Annotated in this window: 19 protein-coding genes; all 19 read left to right on the forward strand. The window is 36.6% G+C overall.

Going from position 1 to position 19,361, the window contains the following annotated elements; translation table 11 throughout:
- Window position 1: 1 nt before the first annotated feature.
- A complete protein-coding gene (locus BM157_RS08845) occupies window positions 2-1,468 on the forward strand; it encodes a phospholipase D-like domain-containing protein (protein WP_090140758.1) in 1,467 nt (488 codons plus the stop codon).
- 40 nt (window positions 1,469-1,508) lie between these two features.
- A complete protein-coding gene (locus BM157_RS08850) occupies window positions 1,509-1,970 on the forward strand; it encodes an NUDIX hydrolase (RefSeq protein ID WP_055176574.1) in 462 nt (153 codons plus the stop codon).
- A gap of 174 nt (window positions 1,971-2,144) precedes the next feature.
- Window positions 2,145-2,891, forward strand: a complete 747-nt coding sequence (locus tag BM157_RS08855; protein ID WP_022501359.1) for a hypothetical protein — start codon at window positions 2,145-2,147, stop codon at window positions 2,889-2,891.
- A 1-nt stretch (window position 2,892) separates the two neighbouring features.
- The gene (locus BM157_RS08860; protein ID WP_090140760.1) at window positions 2,893-3,789 is read left to right on the forward strand and encodes a LysR family transcriptional regulator; all 897 of its coding nucleotides are present in this window, start codon (window positions 2,893-2,895) and stop codon (window positions 3,787-3,789) included.
- Window positions 3,790-3,951: 162 nt separating this feature from the next.
- Window positions 3,952-4,899, forward strand: coding sequence for a nickel ABC transporter permease (gene nikB / locus BM157_RS08865; protein WP_022501357.1), 948 nt, complete (start codon window positions 3,952-3,954; stop codon window positions 4,897-4,899).
- Entirely contained in the window at window positions 4,889-5,758 is an 870-nt protein-coding gene (gene nikC, locus BM157_RS08870) for a nickel transporter permease (RefSeq protein ID WP_090140762.1), read from the forward strand. Before nikB ends, nikC begins: the two co-directional genes overlap by 11 nt.
- Entirely contained in the window at window positions 5,736-6,614 is an 879-nt protein-coding gene (locus tag BM157_RS08875; RefSeq protein WP_318255886.1) for an ABC transporter ATP-binding protein, read from the forward strand. Before nikC ends, BM157_RS08875 begins: the two co-directional genes overlap by 23 nt.
- Window positions 6,592-7,320 carry an ABC transporter ATP-binding protein gene (locus BM157_RS08880; RefSeq protein WP_055307212.1) on the forward strand — a complete coding sequence of 243 codons (729 nt, stop codon included), beginning with the start codon at window positions 6,592-6,594 and terminating at the stop codon, window positions 7,318-7,320. Before BM157_RS08875 ends, BM157_RS08880 begins: the two co-directional genes overlap by 23 nt.
- A gap of 34 nt (window positions 7,321-7,354) precedes the next feature.
- Window positions 7,355-9,028: an ABC transporter substrate-binding protein gene (locus BM157_RS08885; RefSeq protein ID WP_318255887.1), complete on the forward strand. Its 1,674-nt coding sequence runs from the start codon at window positions 7,355-7,357 to the stop codon at window positions 9,026-9,028.
- Between the two features lie 45 nt (window positions 9,029-9,073).
- On the forward strand, window positions 9,074-9,829 hold the full coding sequence (locus tag BM157_RS08890; protein WP_090140763.1) for a class I SAM-dependent methyltransferase: 756 nt from the start codon (window positions 9,074-9,076) through the stop codon (window positions 9,827-9,829).
- 196 nt (window positions 9,830-10,025) lie between these two features.
- Window positions 10,026-10,883, forward strand: a complete 858-nt coding sequence (locus BM157_RS08895; RefSeq protein WP_090140765.1) for a transporter substrate-binding domain-containing protein — start codon at window positions 10,026-10,028, stop codon at window positions 10,881-10,883.
- A gap of 237 nt (window positions 10,884-11,120) precedes the next feature.
- Window positions 11,121-11,906, forward strand: a complete 786-nt coding sequence (locus BM157_RS08900; RefSeq protein WP_022501350.1) for an amino acid ABC transporter permease — start codon at window positions 11,121-11,123, stop codon at window positions 11,904-11,906.
- A 22-nt stretch (window positions 11,907-11,928) separates the two neighbouring features.
- Window positions 11,929-12,690 carry an amino acid ABC transporter ATP-binding protein gene (locus BM157_RS08905; RefSeq protein ID WP_349153849.1) on the forward strand — a complete coding sequence of 254 codons (762 nt, stop codon included), beginning with the start codon at window positions 11,929-11,931 and terminating at the stop codon, window positions 12,688-12,690.
- A gap of 112 nt (window positions 12,691-12,802) precedes the next feature.
- Window positions 12,803-13,474: a cytidylate kinase-like family protein gene (locus BM157_RS08910; protein WP_090140766.1), complete on the forward strand. Its 672-nt coding sequence runs from the start codon at window positions 12,803-12,805 to the stop codon at window positions 13,472-13,474.
- Window positions 13,475-13,518: 44 nt separating this feature from the next.
- Window positions 13,519-14,277, forward strand: a complete 759-nt coding sequence (locus BM157_RS08915; RefSeq protein WP_055307209.1) for a helix-turn-helix transcriptional regulator — start codon at window positions 13,519-13,521, stop codon at window positions 14,275-14,277.
- 44 nt (window positions 14,278-14,321) lie between these two features.
- Window positions 14,322-15,581 carry a class-III pyridoxal-phosphate-dependent aminotransferase gene (locus BM157_RS08920; protein WP_090140769.1) on the forward strand — a complete coding sequence of 420 codons (1,260 nt, stop codon included), beginning with the start codon at window positions 14,322-14,324 and terminating at the stop codon, window positions 15,579-15,581.
- Window positions 15,582-15,683: 102 nt separating this feature from the next.
- Window positions 15,684-16,748: a phosphotransferase enzyme family protein gene (locus BM157_RS08925; protein WP_318255888.1), complete on the forward strand. Its 1,065-nt coding sequence runs from the start codon at window positions 15,684-15,686 to the stop codon at window positions 16,746-16,748.
- A gap of 115 nt (window positions 16,749-16,863) precedes the next feature.
- Window positions 16,864-17,790, forward strand: coding sequence for an AEC family transporter (locus BM157_RS08930; RefSeq protein WP_090140773.1), 927 nt, complete (start codon window positions 16,864-16,866; stop codon window positions 17,788-17,790).
- A 434-nt stretch (window positions 17,791-18,224) separates the two neighbouring features.
- Window positions 18,225-19,325 (forward strand): Fic family protein, encoded by a 1,101-nt coding sequence (locus BM157_RS08935; RefSeq protein ID WP_090140806.1) that lies wholly within the window; start codon window positions 18,225-18,227, stop codon window positions 19,323-19,325.
- Window positions 19,326-19,361: the final 36 nt, after the last annotated feature.

Raw genomic sequence — 19,361 nt, forward strand, 5'->3', positions numbered from 1 at the left:
TATGGACAAAGTTAAGAAGCATACAATACGTGTCAGGTATGTAATATTATCTGTGATAGGTTTTGTTCTTGCTGTGATAATAGGAATAGTTACGATTGCACTTGTAAGCTACAAAAAGCAGCCGAAGCTTACAGATGGTGAGAAACAGGAATTAGATAACACGGATCTTTTAAAACGTCAGACTAGTCCTGAGAGAGCCAAGATAATAGAGGATAATAATGATGCGTTAAAAGAACGTATAAGAATGATTAGCCAGGCAAAGGAAGAAATAATACTTTCAACCTTTGATTTCAGGTCTGATGATAGTGGAAAGCTTATATTAGGTGCACTTATTGATGCGGCAGACAGGGGAGTATCGGTTAATGTTATAGTTGATGGAGTGTCAGGTTTTCTTAGAATGAGGGGCAATGCGTATTTTGAGGCACTTGCGGCTATGCCAGAGGCAACAGTTAAGATATATAACAAGGTCAATCCGTTAAAGTCTTATAAGTCAATGGGAAGACTGCACGACAAATATATAGTTATAGACAGGCAGAATTACATTCTTGGTGGACGTAATACATTTAATTATTTCCTTGGAGATAATGAGGGACATAAGAATTATGACAGAGATGTGTTAGTATATTGTGCCAAGACAGATGAGAACAGTTCGGTCAACCAGCTTATAGACTATTATGACAGCGTGTGGAACTATAAGGAGAGCAAGACTCTTTTATCAAGCAGTAAGACTTCTTATAAAGAAAAGATAGCTGCAAAGGACAAGGTTAAGACAGCAAAAGATGAGCTTTTAGCAGGTTATGAGGCATATTGTGCTGATAATCAGGAGTTCGTAGACAATACAGATTATGCCAGTGAGACAGTGGAGGTCAACAGCATAGCACTTCTTAGCAATCCGATAGATTACAAGGTAAAGAAGCCGGTTGTGTGGTATCAGCTTGTAAGGCTTATGAAATCGGCAGATGCTAAGGTGAAGATACATACACCTTATATAATATGTAACGATTATATGTATGAAGGACTTACTGAGGTATGTGATAAGGTAGAAAATGCATCTTTGATGACTAATTCTATTGGTAATAATGGTAATCCATTTGGCTCGGCAGATTATTATGTTAATAAAGATAAAATACTTAATACCGGGCTTGAAGTATGGGAGTACGAGGGCGGATATTCTTATCATGGAAAGTCAATACTTATAGATGATAATATATCGGTCATTGGCTCATTTAATGTGGATATGCGAAGCGTCTATCTGGATACGGAGCTTATGCTTGTAATTGACAGCAGGGAGATTAACAGCCAGTTAAATGAAGCTATGGAGTCATATGAGCATATAGCAAGAAAGGCTGATGCAGATGGAAGTTACGACAATCCATATGATGTAGAACCTGTGGAGCTTACGCCATACAGGGAAAAGAGAATGAAGCTTATCAAGAACTTTATATTGTGGACGAGATATCTATTTTAAAATACAGACATATTTATAATGCAAGATATGGAGATTAACTATGAAGATGACAACTCTGTGTTATATTGAGAAAGATAACAACTATCTGATGTTACATAGAACCAAGAAAGAAAATGATATCAATAAGGGTAAGTGGATTGGTGTTGGAGGTCACGCAGAGGGCTGTGAGACACCAGAGGAATGTCTTTTAAGGGAAGCGAAGGAAGAGACAGGACTTACACTTACAGCATATCGTTTCAGGGGGCTTATAACATTTATAAGTGATGAATGTGAGCCTGAGCTTATGTGTCTGTTTACCGCGAATGACTATGACGGTGAGGTAAGCATATGTGATGAAGGCGACCTTTGCTGGGTTAGTAAAGATAAAATATTAGAGCTTCCAACGTGGGAGGGTGACGCTGTATTTTTAAAGCTTCTCCTTAGTGATGAACAGAGATTTTTTACAATAAAGTTAAGATATGAGGGCGATAAGCTCATTGAAAAAAATGTACAGTTTTATTAAGAAAATGTATACATATGCCGATATACATTAAGCTACGGAGAGCACATTTATTCAATGGATTGATTGCTGTTGGATAAGTGTGTTTTTTTATGTACATTTATTTTACTTACCACTTGGACCGTACAGGAAAGTGGAGCGGCTGTGACTGACTGAACAGCGGCAGGAAGGAGAAAAATGGATATTAATACACAGACATTCAGAGAAAGCTATACTGATTATTACAATCAGAAGATACTTGCTAATGAAAATGCTGATGAGAATGACTGGCGCAGTATGTCTGATAAGCAGTGGGACAAAATGCTTGACGGAATAGACGACTACGTTGATGATTTCAAGGAGAACTTAAAGAGGCTTAAGGAGATGCAGGATAAGGCGGCAGACAGAGCGGCGGCGGACGCAAGGTCAGATATGAGGGCTAATGCGGCGGCAAGTGCGGCACTTAGGACAGCGGCATATGGTTTTGTGTCACAGACAGTAGCAGGTGATGATACATCTGATAAGGCTGATTATGAGCTTACAGATGGACTTTTTCCAAGTGACCCTGAAGAAACTAAGGCTGTGAATATGTCTAAGACACAGGAAGCACTTCTTACAGGTAATACAAGTGCGGGAATATCTGGTACAGAGAGTACAAGGGAAACTGCAAGCACAAGTGATGATGATGAAAATGTAACGTGGTATATAACAGTATTTTCAGAGCAGGGCATTTCCTGTGCTTCATTTGATAAAGACGGCAATAAGACAGAACTTTGGGATATTCCGTATAATAACAGCAGTGATTATAAGAAGGTATTAGATTTCTTAGACAGATTTGAGAAGGATGCTAACCTAAAATTTTCCAGTGATAAGCAGTTCTGGGTAGATTTTCTTGCTGGAAATATTGATGTGGACAAGATAGTTAAAGAATACAGCGGTGATTAATATGCTTGAGGTAAAGGAATTACAATATTTTGTCGTGTGTGCAGATCTTTCGTCTTTCAGCAGAGCGGCAGAAGTATTGTATACAACACAGCCCAATGTCAGTAAGGTTATAAGAAGTCTTGAGGAGAAGCTTGGCTTTGAAGTATTTGAAAGGGATAACAGGGGCATTAAACTTACAAGGCGTGGCAGACAGGCGTATGAATATGCTGGAAAGATATTAGAACAGGAACGCCAGCTTGCGCAGATTTATAAGATTGATGACAGGGAAGAATTCAGCATATCAAGCAATCCAAGTTCGTGGGTGGCGCGATGCTTTACGGATTATTACATCAAATATTCTGATGAGAATGTCAGATATAATATAATGGAGGGAAGTGTCAACAGCGTTATTAAGCGTGTTGGAACGGGGCTTGATGAATTAGGTTTTATATTCTTTATGGATAACCAGTTACAGCAGATTGAGTATAAGCTTAAAAAGCATAATCTTCAATTTGTTAAGCTTAAAGATAATGAGGCTTATTTATATTATGGCAATAATGAAGCACCTAAGGATAAAGATGTTGAGAGTTATCTTAAAGATAAAATGCTTGTTCAGTGCTACGAAGATGAGTTTGCACTTAATCATTATTGGGATAATATAAGAAAAGATGATGAGGAATTTAACAAACACGTTGCTGTTATTACTAATAGTGATTATGTTATGAATTATATGCTGAAATATTCCAGGCTGTGTAATATAAGCAGCAGCCATTTCAGCAAACAGCCTAATTTTGATGGTATTCCATTATATGATGACACAAGGAAAGTGTTATTTGGATATATCAAAAAATGTGACGAAGCAGTAAGTAGGATTGGCGAGCAATTCTTAGCATTTGTAAGGGAGGAATTAAAGAAATAAATATCTGATAGTGAAGCTGTAATATATACAGCGTGATTATTTAAGTAGATTTAATTAATATAGGTATAACAGAATGGAATGACACGATTAAAAAATAATTGTGCCATTCCATTTTTATTGTTATACTAATCAGACAATATAAGACTATTAGAAAAGGTATTTATGAAGAAGTTTATAATAAAGCGTCTGGTACAGCTTATTCCTATTATTATAGGCATTACACTGCTGTCTTTTCTGCTTGTAAATGTAAGCAATACAGATGCAATAGATATGTTAGAGGCTAACAGGGGAACGGCTATATCAGAAGAACAGAAGAATGAATTAAGAGAAGAACTGGGGCTTGACCAGCCAGTCATTGTCAGATATGTTGTGTGGCTTAAGGGCGTTATTACAGGCAATATGGGTAATTCCTATATATCAGGAAAGCCCGTGTTTGCAACATTTATATCAAAGCTTCCAGCGACTATATATTTATGTGTGGTTTCAATATTATTGACACTTATAATATCATTGCCACTTGGAATTATTGCGGCAGTTAATAAGAACCGGTGTATCGATTATATTATCAGGTTATTAAGTTTCTTAGGCAATTCAATGCCTAATTTTTTTGCCGCCATAATGCTTATATACATATTTGCACTGAAGCTTAATTTACTGCCGGTTATGGGAATGAATGCAGGAATTAAAAGCGTGATACTGCCAGCAGTTACCCTCGCAATAGCAATGTCGTCAAGATATATAAGACAGATAAGGACGGCTGTGATTAATGAATTACAGAAGGATTATGTGCAGGGTGCTATAGCAAGAGGTGTTGGCAGATTAAAGATAATTACAGGAAGCGTACTTAAATCAAGCCTGCTTACAATCATAACACTGCTCGCATTATCAATAGGTTCACTGCTTGGTGGAACAGCTATTGTTGAGAGCATATTTATGTGGGACGGAGTAGGGAAAATGGCGATAGATGCAATTACGATGAGAGATTATCCGGTTATACAGGCATATGTGATATGGATGGCAATTATATATGTAGTTATTAATCTTATAACAGATATAGTATACCATTATCTCAATCCAAGGATACGTCTGGGAGATTGTTATGAAGATTAAGAAAAGAACAGAAAATGTCAATAATAACAGACAGCGGTTGATATTCAGAGGGAAAATTAATAAAAGCAATACAAGCTTAATTATATGGCTTATATTTGCATTATTAATAGTGCTTATAGCGGTATTGGCAGATGTGATTGTTCCATATGATCCTTATGAGCAGGATTTGTCAGCCGCACTTATGCCGCCAGATAGTCATCATCTGTTAGGAACTGACCAGTATGGGCGTGATATGTTATCACGCGTCATTAAAGGAGCAGGAATATCGTTGTCATCATCATTTGCACTTGTTGTGATTATAACGTTAACAGGCTGTATTGCCGGAATAATAAGTGGTTATTACGGTGGAATTATAGACAGCATTATAATGAGGCTGTCAGATATATTTCTTGCATTTCCGGGGCTGGTATTTGCAATTGCGGTTGCAAGCGTAATGTCAGGAGGGTTAGTAAGTGCTGTTATTGCACTTGCACTAATATCGTGGCCCAAGTATGCAAGAATAGCAAGGGCAGATGTGCTTGCCATAAAGAATGAGCCATATATACAGGTGGCAAGGATGTCAGGACTTAATACCATAAGAATATTAATAAAGCATATTATACCTAATATTGCAGATATGATTATAGTAACAGCGGTTCTTGATATTGGAAATATGATGATGGAGATTGCTGGGTTGTCATTCTTAGGGCTTGGAGCAGAACCTCCGCTTGCAGAGTGGGGACTTATGGTAAGTCAAGGCAGAAGCTTTATGCAGACAGCACCGTGGGTTGTTATAGCACCGGGGCTGGCAATATTTATTACTGTACTTGTGTTTAATATGTTAGGAGATACTTTAAGTGATATTACAGGCAGACAATAAGGAAAAATTGAATAAAAAGGACATAGATAGTGTTAACAGCACTCAGTTAAATATCAGTGGTTTATCTGTAAGCTATTCTGACAGCACAGTATTGGAAAATGTAACGTTACAGCTTAAAAAAGGTGAGATATTAGGGATTGCAGGTGAATCAGGAAGCGGAAAAAGCACACTTATTAAAGCCATAATAGGACTTCTTCCTAAGGAGGGGTATATAGACGGTGGTGTAATAGAATATAACGGAGTGGATATAACTGGTAATGAAAAGTGTCTGAAAAGTTTAAGAGGCAGTAACATAGGTATGATATTTCAGAATACCGAGAGAGCAATGTGTCCGGTAAGAACAATAAAGAGCCAGCTTTATGAGAGCATTTTCAGTAATGAAGCCGTAAAAGATAAAAGAAAGGCAAAGCGTATAATTGATGAGAAAGCAGTTCATATGCTTGAACAGATGAATATTAAAAATGCTATCAAGGTTCTTAACAGTTATCCGTTTGAGTTATCAGGTGGAATGAACCAGAGAGTTGGAATTATGATGGCTATGCTTATGAAGCCTGATTTGCTGCTTGCAGATGAGCCGACAAGTGCATTGGATGTTATAGCACAGAGGCAGGTTGTGGATATCTTTAAAGACATAAAATGCAGTGGAGATACTTCAATGATTATCGTGTCGCACAATATAAATGTTGTTAGGGAGCTTGCTGATAAAATAATTGTTATGAAATCTGGCAGGATTGTAGAATACGAAGATACAGAGATAATTATGAATTATCCAAAGCAAGAATATACGAAACAGCTTATATCGGCTGTTCCAGTGTTAAGACGGGAGTGTGCTGATGAGTACAATATTAGAGCTTAATAATATTAAAAAGGCGTATGATGTGAAAATGGCTGTAGATATAGACAAGCTGGTTATAGAAGAGGGCGACTGTGTAGGACTTGTTGGGGAAAGCGGTTGCGGAAAAAGCACGCTTGCTGGAATTATAACGAATACAGTTAAGTTATACAGTGGTTCAGTAATCTTTAAAGGTGAAGATATAAGTAGATTCAATGCCCGTAAAATGAGGGATATTTATAAGAATATGCAGATGATTTATCAGTCACCTGTGGCTTCATTTGATCCTGAATATACATTAGGAAAAAGTGTTGCCGAAGCATTAAGAAATAATAAGAGTGATAATCTTGTGTCGGAATTGTTTATAAGTGTTGGACTTTCAGCGGAATATGTTAATAAATATCCAGGACAGGTGAGCGGTGGCGAGTGCCAGAGAGCGGCAATAGCGAGGGCATTGGCTGTGAAGCCGGAGTTTCTTATATGTGATGAAGCTACAAGTGCACTTGATGTTACAGTGCAGAGTCAGATAATTGCACTTATTAAGCAGTTGCAGCAAAGCAGGAAAATGACAGTATTATTCATAAGCCACGATATTGCACTGGTAAGCCAGATATGCAATAAGACAGCTGTTATGAAGGACGGGAAAATAATAGAGTATTCAGACACAGATAATATTATCAACAGGCCGGAAAAGGAATATACAAGGCTTCTTATAAAGTCGGTACTTTAAATATAAGAAATATATAAGATGAGGTATATAAATTATGAACAGATTAAAGATAAATAAAATGAAGAACAACAGGGTATGCATATATAAATTAAAAGAAATTATAATGAAGAATAACAGAACCAGAATAGATAAATTAGGTGAAAGCAGAATGAATATAGATAGATTAAAGCAGAATATAATAAAATTAGCAGGAATTATACTTGTAATAGCAGCTGTATCAGGTATTGCAGGCTGTGGGAAAAGTACAGCTTCCACAGAGAAAGTATTCTACTATGGAGATACAACCTTTAACGCAGAAAATGATGAGACAGATGTCAACCCACATAACGGATATTCAGGCTGGGCGTGCATAAGATATGGCGTTGGAGAGACTCTTTTTAAATATTCGGATACAATGGAATTAGAGCCATGGCTTGCTGAAAGCTATGAGAATGTAGATGAGCTTACTTGGAAGATTAATTTAAAAGATGGAATTACATTTACAAGTGGAAGAAAGCTTGATGGTGAGGCTGTTAAAGAATGTATAGAACATCTTGTTGCGGTGCATAAAAGAGCAGCAGGGGATTTGAATATAGAGAGGGTTGAGGCAGAAGCTGATACAGTCATAATAACAACAGCCAAGCCGGTGCCAGCACTTATTAATTATCTTTCTGACCCTTATGGCTGTATTATTGATATGCAGGCAGGAATTACTGATGAGGGTAATGTATCAGCGACAGGACCTTATATAGCCGAGGAGATTGTGACAGACTCAGGACTTACACTTGTTAAGAATCAGAATTACTGGAATGGAGAGCCTAGGCTTGATAAAATAATTGTTAAGACGATAAGTGATGGTGATACTCTTACAATGGCATTGCAGTCAGGTGAACTTAATGCGGCTTATGGTCTGCCATATTCAAGTCTTTCGCTGTTTAATAACAGCAATTATACAATATCATCAAGCGAAACTTCACGTTCATTTTTTGCACAGATGAATTATGCTAATGTCAATTTACAGGACAGCAATGTAAGAGCTGCAATTGCTATGGCAATTAATAAGAAAGATTTTACTAATGTATTATTAAAAGGCAATGGAACGTTGGCAGAAGGACCATTTCCGAAAGATTATACATTTGGTGACAGCTATGTTAAAGCTGCGGAGTATAATATTGATAATGCCAGAAATTTATTAGCACAGTCGGGCTGGAAGGATACAGATGGTGATGGATATGTTGATAAAAATGGAGAAAAGCTTACATTAAGGTGGCTTACATATCCAAGCAGACAGGAGCTTCCTTTGCTTGCAGAAAATGTTCAGGCATCATTAAAGCAGATAGGAATAGAGGTTAAGATTAACTGTACGGCTAATCATCTTGATTATGTTAAAAAAGGTGAGTGGGATATATATGCAAGTGCCTTTGTGTGTGCACCAACAGGTGATCCTGAATATTTCTTTACAACACACTGTCTTAAGAATTCGTCAAAGAACCGTGGTGGTTATTATAATGAACAGCTTGAACAGCTTGAAGAACAGCTCAGTACTACATTTGATACAGAAGGCAGGGAACAGCTTGGAATAAAGATGACACAGACAATACTGGACGACAATGCTTTTATATTTGCATCGCATCTTAAAATGTCAATTGTTTCAGGGAAAGGTGTGAGCGGTTTAACTGCACACCCATCAGATTATTATGAGATAACGGCAGAGCTGGATATGCAGTAATATGCCTATAAGAAATATGTAACGGATTATGAAAGAAAATAGATTATGATACAGGATAAAAATAATATAGAAGAAAAAGTTGTAGACTACTGGACTAAGCGTGTGGCAGATTTTTCAGATGTCAGGGAGAATGAGCTTGACAGTGAGTTAAGCCGTGAATGGGTTGATAACATTATGCAATATATAAGTCCGCTTATAGATAATGGACAGAATGTAAGGGTGCTTGATGTTGGAACAGGTGTTGGATATTTTGCGATACTTCTTTATGGCAAAGGACTTCAGGTTACGGGAATAGATTTAACACCGGATATGATAGAAAGGGCTGAAGTTCTGGCTGACAGATATGGGGCAGATGTTAATTTCAAGGTTATGGATGCTATGAATCTGGAATATGAAGACGAAAGCTTCGATGTTGTTATAACAAGGAATCTTACATGGACACTCCCTGATGTGGATAAAGCCTATAAGGAATGGCACAGAGTGTTAAAAAAAGGCGGCGTGCTGTTAAATTATGATGCGAATTATGCCAATATGAAGAATCTGGATGCAACGCTTATTGATGATGATAAGAAAGAAGAACCATACGGACACCAGGGAATGACCTATGCACTTGAAGCAGAAAATGCGTATATCACGAAAGCAATGGATATAGGAAGACACCAAAGACCTGAGTATGATATAGCTTTATTAGAAAAATATGGATTTAGTAATTGCAGTGCAGACAAAGCCATAGGTAAGAAATTATTGAAAGAAAAGGACATCAAAGAAGCACCAATGTTTCTTATAACTGCATATAGATAAATTATCTATTGCAATCTGCATAAGAACGTGGTATATAATTCATAAGTGAAATTTTTACAATTATTATATTAATATATCTGCTATGTTAATAGCGTCAACAGAATACAAGATTGACAAAGGCGTCTAATTCCAATGAATTAGGCGCCTTTTCTGTATGTATTTTTTACTATGGCAATGGTGAAAGGAGAGAAAAGTTATGAAGAAGAAGTTATTATCGTTAATGGTTGTAATGTCACTTGTGGTTTCAATGACATTAGGAGTTACAGGTTGTGGAAGTAAGAGTTCCGATTCAGACAAGAAAGTATTGAAGGTAGCATTTGAATGTGCATATGCACCTTACAATTGGACACAGGAATCACCAGAGGTTGGTAATGGCAAGCAGGCAGTAAAGATTAAAAATGCAGATGGATATGCATATGGATATGAAGTTGAGCTTGCACAGAGAATAGCAGATGAAATGGGCTATGAATTAGAGGTATACAAGATTGAATGGAGTTCAATACTTATGGGACTTCAGGATGGATCATATGATGCAGTAATGACTGGTGTATGCTACAGTCCTGAAAGAGATGAGACATATGATTTTTCAACACCTTATTATAAAAGACAGATTGTTGGTGTTGTAAGAGCAGATAGTGAATATGCTAATTATACTAAGCTTTCACAGTTTGAGGGTAAGAATACTAAGTTAACAACACAGATTGCAACTAACTATGTACCTTACAAGGACGAAGTACCTGGCGGTGTAATTGCAACAGACTATGAAACATCATCAGAATGTTTTCTTGCAGTACAGAATAAGACAGCCGATATGGTTATCCTTGATTACACAACATCAATATCAGCACTTTCAACTATGAATAATTTAAAGATGCTCAATCTTGATTTCACAGAGCCAGAGGGTGCATCGAATGACTGCTGTATAGTATTCAGGGAAGGTGATCCAATGAGAGATACAGTTCAGGAAGCACTTGATAAGCTTAACTGGAATGACAAGGCTGAATTTGATAAGTTAATGGATGAAATGGTTAAGTTACAGCCATCATCTAACTAAATAAGACTAAAGTAATAGTTGATAATTAATCTGACAAAGTACTACATAATAGTTTAACCTTATAAAAATAATAAAAGTCCACAGACTTTCCTGTCAAAGGCGGCAGGACCTTACAGGGGAAGTCTGTGGCTTTTTTATGTAACAGGAAATTCCGATAGAATCCCCTATTACATAAAAGGCACTATGTGTCTATAATGCACATTCCTTTTTATAATTAAATGTATGGGAGGTAAAGGTATGTATAGTTCAATAGTGGCATTAGCGGCCAATACGCCAGGTGCTGATGGAACACTGTTCCAATGGAGCTGGTTTATATTTAATAAATACTCAACACTATTTTTAAAAGCTACCTGGGTAACACTTTATGTGTCACTTATAGGTACAATATTAGGATTTATTCTTGGTTTTGCAGTAGGAATAATCAATACAGTACAGATACATAAAGAAGACAATATAGTAAAGAAGATCCTGATAAGAATATTAAAGATAATTGTAGTTGTATATGTTGAAATATTCAGGGATACCCCAATGATTGTTCAGGGAATGGTTATTTACTATGGCTTAAGACAGAATGACATAATGATAACTTCAATTATTGCAGGTATTCTTGTTACAACACTTAATACCGGAGCTTATATGGGTGAAACAGTAAGAGCAGGTATTAAGTCAGTAGATGCAGGACAGGAAGAAGGAGCACTCGCTATGGGAATGTCACATTTCAAGGCAATGCTTTACATAATTGTTCCACAGGCATTAAAGAATGTAATACCTGAAATGTGTAATACATTTGTTAATAATTTGAAGATGACATCAGTATTAAACGTTATCGGTGTATCAGAGCTGTTCCTTATGGCAAAGACAGCAGGTGGTGCATATTACAAATATTTTGAATCATATATTGTAATTTCAATCATTTATTTTGTTTTATGTTTTGTGTTTAACAGAATATTTGCAGTTGTTGAAAAGAAGTTACAGGGACGAAGCGATTATGAGCTTGCAACTGAATTCCTTGATAATGAGTGATAAGCAGGCAGGAATGGAGGTTATTATGGCAGAGTCAATTATTAAAGTAGAAAATCTCGTAAAGTCATTTGGTGACCACGAAGTATTAAAAAAGATAGATTTTGAAATATCAAAGGGTGAAGTCGTATGTATTATAGGTTCTTCAGGTTCAGGCAAATCAACATTGCTACGTTGTATTAACCACCTTGAAACACCTACAGGCGGCAAAATATTATTTCATGGGGAAGAGGTTAAGAATACACAAAGCTCACTTTCCAAATACCGGTCACAGGTTGGAATGGTGTTCCAGTCATTTAACCTGTTTAATAATATGACGGTATTAAAGAATTGTATGTTTGGTGTACAGAAGATACTTCATCTTAGCAAGGAAGAAGCTAAACTTAGGGCTATAAAGCATTTAAGAGAGGTTGGAATGGCAGCATATATCAATGCCAAGCCGGCACAGTTATCAGGTGGACAGAAACAGAGAGTTGCCATTGCAAGAGGTCTTTGTATGAATCCAGAGGTACTTTTATTTGACGAACCTACCTCAGCACTTGACCCAGAGATGGTAGGAGAAGTCCTTAATGTTATGAAAGAGTTAGCAGATGAGGGACTTACAATGATAATTGTAACCCACGAGATGGAATTTGCGAAAAATGTATCAACAAGAACAATATTTATGGATAACGGATATGTTGTTGAGGACGAAAGTCCGGATATATTATTTACTAATCCTAAGAATGAACGAACAAGAACATTCTTAACAAGATATATGGAAAGCGGCGTAAAGAAGGGTGCTTAATAATTGGAATATAAGTAACAGCGAAATATAAGTAACAGTGGAATATATGTAACAAAGTGAGCAGGCACTAACTTGACGTGCACAGGAAACGCGTGCAGAAAAGAGGATTATTATGGATAATTTGGTTATTACAGTAGCAAGAGGCTTTGGCAGCTGTGGAAAAAGAATTGCCAAGCAGATAGCAGATGATTTGGGAATACATTGTTATGAGAACAGAATACTTATGCTTGCCTCTCAGATGAGCGGACTTGATGAGGAAGTATTTGCAGAGGTTAATGAGAAATTGAGAAGCCAGAATGTATTTTCGGCATTTCTTAAAGGACTTCCAATGCAGCGTTCTCCTAAAGTAGAGGACAGGAAGTTTGTATCAGATGAGAAGTTATTTGAGTACCAGAAACAGATTATAGAACAGCTTGCCGATACAGAAAGTTGTGTGATTGTCGGAAAATGTGCTGACTGGATATTAAAGGACAGACCTAATGTTATAAGCCTTTATATTGAAGCACCACGAAGATTTACACTTAAAGAGATTATGAACAGAATGGGTGTTAATGAAGCCACAGCGGCAAGGTCAATTACACAGACAGATAAATACCGTGCAGAATATTATGAACATTATACAGGAGGCAACTACTGGACTAACCCAGTGAACTATGATCTTACTATAAATACGGAAAGAGTGGGATTTGAGGGTGCTGTAAAGCTTGTTGAAGATTATATAAAGATAAAATATCCAGATTTTAATATAAAATGCACTAATACAGGAAGCACACAGGAAGCTTAATAAAAAGCCTGAAGTTAAGTGCACATAAGAAAGAAGGTGTTACTATGCAGGTTAAGACTTATCTTATATCAGAAGGTGTTAAATATACAGAGACCATAATAGAAGATGGTTATATTAATAAGATATATAAAGTTGATAATTGCAGGAAAGATATATATGCAATTCCTGATGCCTGCATAGACATACAGTTTATATATGAAAAGGGCAGATATGTTCCATATGCGTGCGGAACACATACTAAGGTCAGCCCTGCATATATAAGTGGAAGCAAGAAAACTTTTGCAGTTAAATTTGAACCAGGTGTAATTCCAGATTTTATGAAAGAGTATATTTCGGACATAGTATGTGACAGAAAATGCCTTGCTTATATAGATGATATACAGAATATATCATCTATGCTTCAAAATGAAGATGATTTTGAAAAAATGGTGGATATTTTTATGGATAATTTCCGGTATGACAGGCATTTTGCAGATAAGAAAAATATTATTGCAAGCATAGCAGGCATTATTCATAAGGGTAAGGGCAATATAAATATTGCAAAGATAGCCGAAGAGGTAGGCTACAACCAGAGATATCTTGACCGTGTGTTTAAGGAAGCTGTTGGCGTTTCTATGAAAAAATATGCGGAAATAATAAGAATACAGAAGGCAATATATTATTTGCAGAACAGTCTTACTTATGAGATATACGAAAGGCTTGGATATTATGACCAGGCACATTTTATAAAGGATTTCAAGAAAAATACTTCACTTACGCCGAGCAGGTTTGAGAGGGCCAACAGCCAGTATAAGATAGTATAGTTAATGGCAGCAGTAACATAAGTGTTATAGAAAAGAGGTAGTCTATGAGTTATATTAATAATCCAGATATTACTAAGGAAGATATATTAAAGAAAAGTTTGGCACATTGGAATGTTGGAAAGACACAGGAATGGATTGACAGGGATATGGCTATCGTTATGGGCAAAAGAGAGGGCTATTATTTCTGGGATCTGGATGGCAGAAAGTTCTTAGATATACATATTAATGGTGGTACATACAACTTAGGACATAGAAATAAAGAGATTATAGGTGCTTTAACAGATGCTATGACAGAGCTGGATATAGGTAATCACCATTTTACAGGAATAACCAAGGCACTGCTTGCGGAGCAGTTGACAAGCCTTTGTCCTGACGGACTTGATTATGCATGCTTTTCAACCTGTGGTGGTGAAGCAGTTGACCTTGCAATAAAGAGTGCAAGATATGCTACACAAAGAAAGAGAGTTGTATCAATTCAGGGCTGTTATCATGGACATACAGGTCTTTCAGTATCGACAGGAGATGCAAGATTTAAAGATCCATTTCTTTGTCAGGGAGCACCTGGAGAATTCGTACAAGTTCCCCTTAATGATCTTGATGCAATGGAGGCAGAGCTTAAGAAAGAAGATGTAGCGTGTGTAATTATAGAATCACTTCTTGCAACTTATGGCTTCCCAATTCCAGATAAGGGCTATCTTGCAGGTGTTAAGAAGCTTTGCGAGAAATATGGAACATTGTATATAGCAGATGAAACACAGACAGGTCTTATGAGAACCGGAAAAATGTGGTGCTTTGAACACGAGGGCTTCGTTCCGGATATGATTACAACAGCTAAAGGCTTTGGAGGTGGAATATATCCAATATCAGCAACGGTTATGAACAAAAAAGCGGCAAGCTGGATGTTTGATATAGGAAGAATGCACGGTTCTACCTGTGGTAATTCAGAATTAGGCTGTGTTGTTGCGATGAAGGTTCTTGAAATATCAACAAGAAAAGAAACAGTTGATAATATTAATAAGAATACCAAGATTCTTACAGAAAGAGTTAATGCACTTATTGATAAATATGATGGATTTATTACAGGTTATACACAGCGTGGTGTAATTATGGGTATTAATTTTGACTGTGAAGATGCAAGCAAGACAGTATGCAAGCCATTATTTGATAACGGCGTATGGTCACACAATTCAAGACTCCACCCTAATACATTGCAGTTAAAGTTAGGACTTTTGTGTGATGATGCATTTATGGACGAATTATTTGAAAAAATAGATAAGGGTCTTGCACAGGCACTTTCAAAGTAGGTTAGAAGTAAAGATTAGTTAAAGCAGGATATTTTAAGATACTCATTGTGATTTTTCAGGAAAGTTCTAAGTGAATTATGTATGTGCGGAAAAGAGGGCTATATGAATGATACACGACAGGCATTAGAAAAAGATGTAAGAGATAATTTATTATTGCTGTATGATTTTGATAAAGATTATGATGTAAAGTTATTGAAATATTCAGAAAATGTTATATTCAAAATTACATTTAAAGAAGCTTTTCCTGTAGTATTGCGTATACACAGACCGGGGTATCACAATATAGAAGAACTGGAAGGCGAAATATTATGGATGGACGAAATCCACCGTGATACAGATGTGGAACTTCCAGTCGTATATCGTGGCAGGGATGGCAGATTTCTTCAAAAAATGACTACATTTTCTGGTGAAGAAGTATATGTTTCAGTTATATCATTTCTTGAAGGAAGCCCACTTGGTGAGCTTAAAGATGACGAACTTATAAAAGGACTTGAAAGCCTTGGAGAAATAACAGCGAAGCTTCATATGCAGTCAATTAATAGAGATAAGAGTGTTGTTATTAAGAGATTTTACTGGGATATCAACAATCTTTTTGGCGACAATAACGATGGAATATGGGGCTCGTGGCGTGATTATAAGGCTTTAACTAAAGAGCAGTACAGGATACTTGAAAAATGTACATCTGTAATGAAGGACAAACTTAATTATTATGGCAGAAGCAATGAAAAATTCGGACTTATCCACGCAGATTTACATTTTTATAATGTGATTAATAATAATGGTGTCAACCAGATAATAGATTTTGATGACAGCGGTTATGGATTTTATATGTATGATATGGGCTGTGCACTTGTTACTTATTCGGGAAATCTGACAAAGCTTGAAGGAGCGTGGGTAAGAGGCTATGAGAAAGTAAGAAAATTATCAGACGAAGACAAGAAGTTTATACCGATGTTCGTATTATTAAGGCGTATTACAAGACTTGCGTGGCTTGCGACTCATAGTGACAGTGACACAGCCAAGACTGTAGATGATGAATATCTGGATGTCACTATTGATATGGCTAAGGAGTGGTTAAAAGCCAATACCAAGGTAGCTGTTATTACGGGTGCGGCTGGCGGAATAGGCTATGGAATTGCAAAAAAATTCTTAGAGTCTTGCAAGTGATGATGCAGAGTATGTTACAGGCACAGCCAATATAATAGATGGTGGTAACATAATTCCTGAGACTGGGGTTATGGGTACAGAGTAAATAATATATTTGTGTAGGAGCTGGTGAAGTATGGTAAATGTTGTTATGACTGCACTTGTGTATCTGCTGACTATGGTGATGTCGTATATTTTAAAAAGAGCAGGGCTGTTTCATAAAGAAGACAAAAAGGTGTTGTCAAACCTGATATTTTATATTACTCTGCCAGCTTCTTTAATAAGCAGCTTCGCTGGGGCAGAAGTAAATGTATACTATGTAATAGCGATACTGCTGGGATTTCTGGTTAATACGGTTATGGTGATATCAGGACAGATAGTTTCGGCTGATAAAAGTCCTGAATTAAAGGCAATATATTCGGTTAATGCTTCGGGATTTAATATGGCCTGTATTGCAATTCCATTCTTATCAACCTTTTATCCAGCAGGTGTGCCTTATCTATGTATGTTTGATGTCGGAGATTCTTTTTATACATTGGGAACAACCTATGCAATAGGCAAAATGAGACTTAATGGAGGCAGTAAAGATAAAAATGAGAATTATGTATTAACAATTTTAAAAGGATTGTTAACATCAGTTTCATTTGATACATATATGATTATGACAATACTGTCATTTCTTAATTGCAGGCTTCCGGATTTTGTAACGATGGCAGCAGATTTCTGTGGAAAAGGAAACGGATTTCTTACAATGATAATGATAGGTGTGTCATTAGAACTTCATATGAGCAGAGAGTCTGCAAAAGAAGTGATAACACTGCTTTCAATGCGTTATGTTATTGGTATTATTGCAGCTGTGCTTATATATTGCGTACTTCCGGCACCGCTAGTTATGAGACAGATATTAGCGGCGGCAATGTTCGCATCATCAGCGGCTGTGTCAATAATATATAGCGAGAGGCTGGGTGTATCTACCGATATAGCGGCGGCGTTAAATCCGATATCTACGATACTTATGATTCCTATTATGTCACTGGTGGTGATGGGGACTATGGGGAGGTAGGTAAATATAAGACAAGACGGACGTTGTGCGAGGGTGTTATATTACCGCTGGGCACGCTCTCGCTGCTTGTAGCCGTAGCGGACACGTAAGCGGCTAAAGGACAGCCGCTAAGTGCCGACGGCTGCAAAAGCACCCAGCTTGCAATATGACAGCCTCGCACAACTGTGCGTTGGCGATATTTACGTGTTGCGTAGGAGGCACGGTGATATTTTCTTAAGAAATATAAGGAAATGTAGCCGTGGCTTTTTTTATGTTCAATTTTGGGGATAGTGTAATAATTGTGTAGATGTATTTTGGGGATAGTGTAATTACAGGGGATAATAGTGTAATTTTAGTGAAAAATAGTGTAATAATAGTGTAATTTTAGTGGAAAAAATATGAGGGGGATTGTATTATATATTTATGAGGATATATGTAAGGAGATGATGTTATTAGTGATAAAGGCTGTTTTAAATAACGATATTGTACGAATGATAACTAATATTGTACAGAATAAATTTACGCTTAATAATATAAAATTACCAGCTATTACGAGAAATAAACTTCGTAAGAATTCTAAGAAAAAGAGTTCGTATGCTTCTAATAAAATAGAGGGAAATCCGTTGACGGAAAAGCAGGTAAGCGATGTTATAGATAAAGATGAGCATAAGCATTTTTTAAAGCCAGAGCAGGAAGTTCGTAATTATTATATGGCACTGAATTATCTTGAGGAGCAGATAGCTAAGAAAGCACCATTTACAAAGGAACTTATATTAAAGGTCCAGTCAATTGTAGAAAAAGGGGCATCTAAAGAAAAAATAGGTTTAAGGGGTGCAATGCCGCCGGGATATTTATTTGCTGTGTATGATTCTGAGACACAGGAAGCAGAATATATACCACCAGAGTATAATGAGATACCTGAATTATTAGATGAACTTGTTGAGTATGTTAATACAACTGATGACCATCCACTTATTATAGCGGCAATTGTTCATTATCAGATAATTACAATACACGCATTTGAAGATGGTAATGGAAGAACAGCGAGACTGCTTTCAGGATATATATTAGATTATTATGGTTATGGATTTCAGGGTATAGGCTCATTAGAGGAATATTTTGCATATGACTCAGATGAATACTATAGTTCATTACAAATGGGTCTGCCAGCATTGTACTATATGGGGCGCGAAAATCCACCTCATCCAGAGATATGGATAACGTATTTTTTGAGAATGATGGAATTATATTCTAATAAGGTCTGCGAGTTATCAATGGAAACCAATAAGCAGAGTGAACAAGTTAATTTATCTTATCTTAATAAGAAGGATAAAGAATTATTAGCATATTTAATAGAGAATAAAATGTATGAATTTAAGCCTGTTGATGTGGCAGGAGCATTGAAAGTTACTAATAAGACCGTTATTAACAGATGTGCGAAATTATATTCTAATGGATTTGTAGTTCCTGTTATTACAGGGGTAAGAATTATGGCATATAGATTGACAGATTACACAATAAGTAATGCAGATACAATATTAAAGAACATTTTGTAAGCTGATTGCAAGCTATATATGTTAATATTAATCATA

This window comes from [Lactobacillus] rogosae (assembly GCA_900112995.1).
In the GTDB taxonomy this organism is placed as follows: Bacteria; Bacillota; Clostridia; order Lachnospirales; family Lachnospiraceae; genus Lachnospira; species Lachnospira rogosae.

Bases quoted from the DNA above. Each gene is read 5' to 3' on its own strand.
- BM157_RS08845 (WP_090140758.1), top strand. From the start codon at position 2: ATGGACAAAGTTAAGAAGCATACAATACGTGTCAGGTATGTAATATTA.
- BM157_RS08850 (WP_055176574.1), top strand. From the start codon at position 1,509: ATGAAGATGACAACTCTGTGTTATATTGAGAAAGATAACAACTATCTG.
- BM157_RS08855 (WP_022501359.1), top strand. From the start codon at position 2,145: ATGGATATTAATACACAGACATTCAGAGAAAGCTATACTGATTATTAC.
- BM157_RS08860 (WP_090140760.1), top strand. From the start codon at position 2,893: ATGCTTGAGGTAAAGGAATTACAATATTTTGTCGTGTGTGCAGATCTT.
- nikB (WP_022501357.1), top strand. From the start codon at position 3,952: ATGAAGAAGTTTATAATAAAGCGTCTGGTACAGCTTATTCCTATTATT.
- nikC (WP_090140762.1), top strand. From the start codon at position 4,889: ATGAAGATTAAGAAAAGAACAGAAAATGTCAATAATAACAGACAGCGG.
- BM157_RS08880 (WP_055307212.1), top strand. From the start codon at position 6,592: ATGAGTACAATATTAGAGCTTAATAATATTAAAAAGGCGTATGATGTG.
- BM157_RS08885 (WP_318255887.1), top strand. From the start codon at position 7,355: ATGAACAGATTAAAGATAAATAAAATGAAGAACAACAGGGTATGCATA.
- BM157_RS08890 (WP_090140763.1), top strand. From the start codon at position 9,074: ATGATACAGGATAAAAATAATATAGAAGAAAAAGTTGTAGACTACTGG.
- BM157_RS08895 (WP_090140765.1), top strand. From the start codon at position 10,026: ATGAAGAAGAAGTTATTATCGTTAATGGTTGTAATGTCACTTGTGGTT.
- BM157_RS08900 (WP_022501350.1), top strand. From the start codon at position 11,121: ATGTATAGTTCAATAGTGGCATTAGCGGCCAATACGCCAGGTGCTGAT.
- BM157_RS08910 (WP_090140766.1), top strand. From the start codon at position 12,803: ATGGATAATTTGGTTATTACAGTAGCAAGAGGCTTTGGCAGCTGTGGA.
- BM157_RS08915 (WP_055307209.1), top strand. From the start codon at position 13,519: ATGCAGGTTAAGACTTATCTTATATCAGAAGGTGTTAAATATACAGAG.
- BM157_RS08920 (WP_090140769.1), top strand. From the start codon at position 14,322: ATGAGTTATATTAATAATCCAGATATTACTAAGGAAGATATATTAAAG.
- BM157_RS08925 (WP_318255888.1), top strand. From the start codon at position 15,684: ATGAATGATACACGACAGGCATTAGAAAAAGATGTAAGAGATAATTTA.
- BM157_RS08930 (WP_090140773.1), top strand. From the start codon at position 16,864: ATGGTAAATGTTGTTATGACTGCACTTGTGTATCTGCTGACTATGGTG.